4 protein-coding genes and 4 tRNA genes are annotated in these 3,762 nt (G+C 56.3%); all 8 read left to right on the top strand.

Annotated elements, in window-relative coordinates; all coding sequences use genetic code 11:
* The first annotated feature begins 219 nt into the window (after positions 1–219).
* On the top strand, positions 220–1,185 hold the full coding sequence (locus tag FCS96_RS00165; RefSeq protein WP_138438241.1) for a biotin--[acetyl-CoA-carboxylase] ligase: 966 nt from the start codon (positions 220–222) through the stop codon (positions 1,183–1,185).
* Entirely contained in the window at positions 1,182–1,916 is a 735-nt protein-coding gene (locus FCS96_RS00160) for a type III pantothenate kinase (RefSeq protein WP_138438240.1), read from the top strand. Before FCS96_RS00165 ends, FCS96_RS00160 begins: the two co-directional genes overlap by 4 nt.
* On the top strand, positions 1,913–2,647 hold the full coding sequence (locus FCS96_RS20185; RefSeq protein WP_228263984.1) for a hypothetical protein: 735 nt from the start codon (positions 1,913–1,915) through the stop codon (positions 2,645–2,647). The genes FCS96_RS00160 and FCS96_RS20185 overlap by 4 nt, the downstream gene beginning before the upstream one ends.
* A 61-nt stretch (positions 2,648–2,708) precedes the next feature.
* Positions 2,709–2,784 (top strand) — tRNA-Thr (locus tag FCS96_RS00150).
* A 35-nt stretch (positions 2,785–2,819) separates the two neighbouring features.
* A tRNA-Tyr gene (locus FCS96_RS00145) sits at positions 2,820–2,904 on the top strand.
* Between the two features lie 10 nt (positions 2,905–2,914).
* Positions 2,915–2,989, top strand: a tRNA-Gly gene (locus FCS96_RS00140).
* Positions 2,990–3,004: 15 nt separating this feature from the next.
* Positions 3,005–3,080 (top strand) — tRNA-Thr (locus FCS96_RS00135).
* 51 nt (positions 3,081–3,131) lie between these two features.
* On the top strand, positions 3,132–3,762 hold a 631-nt coding region (locus tag FCS96_RS00130; RefSeq protein ID WP_138438239.1), incomplete at its 3' end, for a GTP-binding protein.

The following is a 3,762-nucleotide window of genomic DNA, read 5'->3' as shown; positions in this document are numbered from 1 at the left end:
TGCGCCGATGGTAGTGTGGCATTTGCCCATGTGAGAGTAGGTCATCGTCAGACTCTTAATACCGAAAAACCCCAGCTTCCTCGAGGCTGGGGTTTTTTATTGCCTGAACGAAAGGCACCGAAGGGGCGTTTGCCGCAAAAATTGCCGGGCAACTTTGTCTTTTGTGTTCGCCTGGTGTTTAATCCGGCGTTACCCATTCTTCAAGTTGGATGCTGTGTAATGAAATCCAAAGCCTTAATCAACCTGCTGAGCGATGGCGACGTCCACTCGGGCGAATCCCTGGCCGGTCAGCTCGGTGTCAGCAGGACTGCGGTCTGGAAGCAGGTCCGGCGGGCTATGGACGAAGGGGTGAAGATTGAGACCATCCGTGGACGGGGCTACCAGTTGCTGTCGTCGGTGGACCTGCTCGATCGTGAAGCCATCTTCGCCGGTGTTGATGACGAGTATCGCTCCAGTCTGTCGCTGGTAGTGCTCGATGAAGTTGATTCCACCAACGCCGAGGTGCTGCGGCAAGTGGCTGACGGCGCCACCGGCGTGCCCGTGGTCATCGCCGATTGTCAGACTGCTGGCCGTGGTCGTCGTGGTCGGGTCTGGAGTAGTCCGCGCGGGCAGAACCTGTATCTGAGTATCGGGCTGACATTTCATGGAGGCTTCTCGGTTCTGGACGGTTTGAGTCTGGTGCTTGGGGTCGCGGTGGCCAACGCCCTGGAAACCCTGGGAGCCTCGGATATTGGTCTGAAGTGGCCCAACGACATCTTCCTTACTACGGGTAAGCTGGGCGGTATCCTGATCGAGCTGCAGGGCGAATTGCAGGAAGGGGTGGTCCAGGTCATTGCCGGTATTGGCATTAATGTGCATATGGCTGAAGCTGAGGAAGTGGATCAGCCCTGGAGCAGTCTTGGAAATGCCAACCCGGGCATCGACTGGTCGAGGAATGCCATTGCCAGCAACATCATCACTGCCGTGCTTGATGCAGTCCATGTGTTCTCTGAAAATGGTTTTCGCGATTTTCACGGCCCCTGGCAGCGTCGGGATATCTTTGCTGGCAAGCCATTGGAGGCGCGCAATGGTGAGCTCCATGGTACTGGTGAAGGTATCGACGAGACCGGCAATTACCTCCTGCGTACTGAAGAGGGCGTAGTGCCTGTGAGGGCGGGCGAAATCAGTTTAAGGGTAGTGCAATGAGGTTGTTGGTTGATGCTGGCAATTCGAGATTGAAGTGGCGCCTTGACGAGGGCGGCCTCGTTGTCGAGCAGGGTGTTGGCCGGCTGGACGATGCCGATCTCGTGCCCGGCTTAAACGCGAAGCCAGCTGACATTACCGCCGTTGCGGTGTCCACCGTCGCCGCCGAGAACCGGCGCCTGGCCTTGCAGACGTATCTGGAGCATCGAACCGCTGCTCCGGTTCGGTTCTACTGGGCTGAGCCGGAACGTGGTGACCTGGTAAACGCCTATAACGATTATCCGAAAATGGGCGCCGACCGCTGGCATGCCATGTACGGTGCCTGGGCCCACTTTCGCCAGGGTGTTGCGGTGGTGGATGCCGGCAGTGCCGTGACGGTGGATTATGTCGACAGCTCGGGACAGCACCTCGGCGGTTTCATTCTGCCGGGACTGCAGATGATGCTTCGGAGCCTGAAGAATGATGCTGCCCGCATCGGCTTCGATCCGGATCAAGTTTTGGAGACCAGTCCCGGGCAGTCCACCGGTGAGTGTGTAAACCATGGGCTGGCCTGGTTGTCGGCAGCGATGGTGGAGCGGGTTCAGAGCGATGTTAAAAAATTTGGCCTTGAGCATGTCCTGGTTACCGGAGGCGATGCCGATCGACTTTTGGGCCTGGGCTTGTTGGCTGAATTTCGGCCGCAACTGGTGTTGGACGGGTTGGCGCTGATTGATTCCGAGGATCAGGCGCAATGAAGTGGGTTGTTTTTGTTCTTCTGTTTCTCAATTTCGGACTCTGGTATGGCGCCGGGGCGTTTCAGAATTCCGACCGAACCAAGGTGATCGCCAGCGGCAACCTGCCGAGGGTGTCCAGCCTCAAGGCCGAGACGTCAGTACCGTCGCCCCATCCAAAGCCGACTCCCGCCGCCCAGTCCATATCGTCGGTCGATTCCCAAAATGTCCCGGATACAGACGGGTCTGGTGAGTCTTTGGTGGAACATGCTGATCAGGAGTCGGTCACGCCTCCGCTGGTCTGTGGTCGCCTGGGCTTGATTTCTTCTCTGGACACGGCAGAGGCATTGGTTGCCGGTCAGCCCATGGCGGGTGAGGTTGGTTTGGCGTGGCAGGAGGTGACCCGAGAGTTGCCTCCGTTTCATTGGGTCATTATTCCGCCGCAGCCGTCTGCGGTGGCCTTGAAACAGTTCCGGGATATTCAGCGCCAGGGCATAGATTCGTACTTGGTAACCGAAGGTGAGAACCGAAACGCCATTTCTTTGGGCTTGTTTGAGTCTCGTGAAGCTGCAATATCCGTGCTCGAAGAAAAAAAACGTCAGAATCTTAACGCAGTACTGGCCAACTTCCCCCGAAATCAGATAAGCTACGCGCTCGTTTTTAAGGCTGAGCCGAATCTTGTAAAAGATGTGGTGCAGGCGGTAAAAACGGATTACGGAGCGGATTTCGATTTCGTCGAAATCAACCCTTGCTAGGGTGTTGCAACGCTCTGAAAAAATCCGTAGTATACCGCCCTCGCTGACGAGGCGAATGTGAGCTGGCGTAGCTCAGTTGGTAGAGCAGCTGACTTGTAATCAGCAGGTCGGGGGTTCGATTCCGTCCGCCAGCTCCACTTTTTTGACAGTGTCGCGATAGCGATACTGACTCGGAGGGGTTCCCGAGTGGCCAAAGGGATCAGACTGTAAATCTGACGGCATCGCCTTCGCAGGTTCGAATCCTGCCCCCTCCACCACTAATTGCTCGCGGGCATCGTATAGTGGCTATTACCTCAGCCTTCCAAGCTGATGACGCGGGTTCGATTCCCGCTGCCCGCTCCAATTTGGTTTTGCAATGCTCATGTAGCTCAGTTGGTAGAGCACACCCTTGGTAAGGGTGAGGTCGGCGGTTCAAATCCGCCCATGAGCTCCATCATTAATCCGGTCAACGTTACGATCCAGGTTGATTAGGGAGATTGGTCGAATGTCTAAAGAAAAGTTTGATCGCAGTAAACCGCACTTGAACGTTGGCACCATTGGTCACGTTGACCATGGTAAGACCACACTGACCGCCGCCCTGACTCGTGTATGTCACGAAGTTTGGGGTACAGGTTCTGCGAGTGCATTCGATCAGATCGATAACGCACCGGAAGAGAAGGCGCGTGGTATCACCATCGCCACTTCTCACGTTGAGTACGACTCCCCGACTCGTCACTACGCGCACGTAGATTGCCCGGGCCACGCTGACTATGTGAAGAACATGATCACGGGTGCGGCGCAGATGGACGGCGCGATCCTGGTTTGCTCCGCTGCTGACGGCCCCATGCCGCAGACTCGTGAGCACATCCTGCTGTCCCGTCAGGTTGGCGTTCCTTACATCGTTGTGTTCCTGAACAAAGCGGACATGGTTGACGATGAAGAGCTGCTTGAGCTGGTAGAGATGGAAGTTCGTGATCTGCTGAGCCAGTACGACTTCCCGGGTGACGATACTCCGATCATCACTGGTTCCGCGCTGATGGCGCTGGACGGTAAAGACGACAATGAGATGGGTACTACCGCTGTCAAGAAGCTGGTAGAAGCTCTGGACGACTACATCCCGGAGCCAGAGCGTGCTA

The sequence above is a fragment of the Marinobacter alexandrii genome, from assembly GCF_005871205.1.
Classification (GTDB): domain Bacteria; phylum Pseudomonadota; class Gammaproteobacteria; order Pseudomonadales; family Oleiphilaceae; genus Marinobacter; species Marinobacter alexandrii.
This window is presented reverse-complemented; position numbering and strand designations above follow the sequence as displayed.

Excerpts from the sequence above, each read along its gene's own strand:
- FCS96_RS00165 (WP_138438241.1), top strand. The coding sequence starts at position 220 with ATGAAATCCAAAGCCTTAATCAACCTGCTGAGCGATGGCGACGTCCAC.
- FCS96_RS00160 (WP_138438240.1), top strand. The coding sequence starts at position 1,182 with ATGAGGTTGTTGGTTGATGCTGGCAATTCGAGATTGAAGTGGCGCCTT.
- FCS96_RS20185 (WP_228263984.1), top strand. The coding sequence starts at position 1,913 with ATGAAGTGGGTTGTTTTTGTTCTTCTGTTTCTCAATTTCGGACTCTGG.